3 protein-coding genes are annotated in these 2339 nt (G+C 67.2%); 2 read left to right on the top strand and 1 reads right to left on the bottom strand.

From position 1 onward, the window contains the following. Both ELR45_RS31235 and ELR45_RS31230 read left to right on the top strand, forming a co-directional pair. On the top strand, positions 1-1098 hold a 1098-nt coding region (locus ELR45_RS31235), incomplete at its 5' end, for a hypothetical protein (protein ID WP_165368260.1). 138 nt (positions 1099-1236) lie between these two features. After that, complete coding sequence (locus ELR45_RS31230) at positions 1237-1689, top strand: hypothetical protein (protein WP_129669775.1); 453 nt, start codon at positions 1237-1239, stop codon at positions 1687-1689. 61 nt (positions 1690-1750) lie between these two features. Here the strand turns inward: ELR45_RS31230 and ELR45_RS31225 are convergent, their stop codons facing one another. Further along, positions 1751-2230, bottom strand: coding sequence for a MarR family winged helix-turn-helix transcriptional regulator (locus ELR45_RS31225; protein ID WP_165368259.1), 480 nt, complete (start codon positions 2228-2230; stop codon positions 1751-1753). Positions 2231-2339 lie beyond the last annotated feature (109 nt).

Here is a 2339-nt window from a genome sequence, read left to right as displayed (position 1 = left end):
GTCGTCTGCGACGACGTGGCACTCGCGTTCGGCCACCCGTACCTGCAGTCCGGCGCGTCGTCGATGAGCGTTCACTCCGCCACCGCGCTGCTGGTCCAGCCCGACGATGCGTTCGGGCCGTTCAAGGTGGCCAATCCGCACGGTGCGGTCGGCGTTCTGGACCAGGATCGCCTGGCCGGCGTCCGTGCCCACCTCGGTACGGAGCCTCCCTTCACCCCGGTCACCTCCACGGTCACCTCCACCGACGACGGCGTGTCCCGCGAAGGCAGCACGCACGTCACCCTGGACCGCGCCCTGCCCGACCTGGCGTTGTCGCACCTGTTGGCCAACGTCGACACGGTGTTCGACGCCATCGGGCCAGGCACGGCCGAACTGCGCTGGGTGGTCGAGGGGACACGCGCTTCCGGTGAGCCCTTCACGCTCGACGTCGAAAACGCCTACGCGAGTCAGCACGACATCGCCTACGACGCCACCTTCGACGCCCAGGACCAGATCTTGTCCATCCAGCAGAACGAGTTCGAAGACGTCGAGATCACCGGTGTCGACTACACCGCCACCGTGTCCAGCGCCTTCGAGCAGTACACCGTGTCCTCGGTCGAGGTCCGGCGGCCCGACGGCACATACCAGCAGCCGCCGAGCGAATCGTCGGTCCCCGTCCCCGCCGGATCCACACTCGACGTTCGCGTGACGCTCGCCCCCTACAAGAACCAGGGCGACGCGGTGACCGTTGAACTCTCGGCCGACGTGCCGGACGACGCGGCCGGCAGCTACGGCTGGGTGGACATCGCCGGCGGGTCGGACAGCGACGGCGACGACCTGCACGACGATGACACCGACGACGACCAGCCCGACCCGTCGGGCAACGGCGCGCAGGAGCAGTCGGGCGCCGATGCCGAGGACGAGTCCGACGGCGCCGCCGACTTCGAAGGGCTCCTCGACGACCTGACCGGCCTCGTCCCGAACAACTCGGTGAGCGCCACGATGAACATCGAGACAGAGAACGAGACCGGATTCAACGTGGAGCGGTCGACCGTCCGCGAGGCAACCGACCAGGTCGTCACCGGCTCCTTCAGCTTCTCGATCGACATCGTGGAGTAACCCGGTCCGCGAGAAGCCGAACGGGTGGTCACATCATGGGGTGGCCACCCGTTCGACTTTCACGAGGACAGACATGACGACGGACGAGCCCGCACGGCTCGGGAACGAACATGAAGAGCGCATCTATAGGGTGGCCCGATGACTACTGGAGAATCCACACCCGTGCATGGCTCGGACCCCGGCTCCCAGCCTGGGACGCGGCACGGGGTATCGCCGATCGTCGCCGGCATCGTCGCGCTGGTCACCGCTGGCGCGGGGCTGTTCGCCGGTTACCTGCTCTTCGACGACGGCGGCGCCGGCTCGGCCGACGAGTGGTCTGCGGAGGTGGCCGACGCGCACATCGAGTACGCCTGCGACATCACAGAACGCCTCGACGAGACCCACCCCACAGAAGACGACTTAGGCCCCCTCGGCGAGGACCCGTGGACCTTCGAGGCGTTGGCGGCGGGCAGCCTGATCCGAGCGGCGGCCCACGATCCCGAGTACGAACATCTGGAAGACCTGGGCAACGAGGGCCAGGCAGCACCCACGCGCCTCGACTTCGACGGCTGGAGGGAATTCGTCGACGCATACCTCGTCGAGTGCTCGTAGTCCCTTGTCGCGGAACCATCGGGATACGGAGTGCTCACGCACCTCGAATCCTCGATGGTCTCTAGCTGGCCGATTCTAACTCGCCGGTCGTCTCGCCGGCGGCCGCGGCGAAGAGCTGCAGGCCCTGCGCCACAGTGGCGAGCTCGTCAGGCGACAGGTCGTCGACGATCTCGGTGATCTCGGCTCGGCGGTGCTCCATCACCCGCTCCACAAGCTGCCGGCCCTCGTCTGTGATGACCAGTTCCACCACCCGACGGTCGTCGTCGCGGCCACGTCGCGTAATCAGGCCTTTCCGATGGAGCCGATCGCCCATCCGGGTAGCGGTGGACGGGTTGACGTCCAGGCTGTCGGCCACGTCTCCCAGTCGCTGCGGGCCGCGGGTCACCAGCACGACGAGCAGCCGATACTGCGGAAGCGTGACATCCCCCGCGTCCCGGGCGAGCGAGCGGGCCGTGATCGCGACGAGCGCCCGGCTCGCTCCCACCGCGGCGTCGACGAGTTCCGCGCGCCGCGTGGAAAGCATCGATTTGTCACCTGTCACGCGCTACATTATTGCATAGGGCAATCTTTGCTTAGGACAACTGATGGGAGAGCCCAGTGCACGACAGGTACGTCACTGAAGAAACCCACGCCTTCACCTGCCCCGACTG

The organism is Phytoactinopolyspora endophytica (assembly GCF_004138495.1).
Taxonomy (GTDB): Bacteria; Actinomycetota; Actinomycetes; order Jiangellales; family Jiangellaceae; genus Phytoactinopolyspora; species Phytoactinopolyspora endophytica.
The sequence above is the reverse complement of the archived record's forward strand: the minus strand, read 5'-3'. Positions and strand labels throughout refer to the sequence as shown.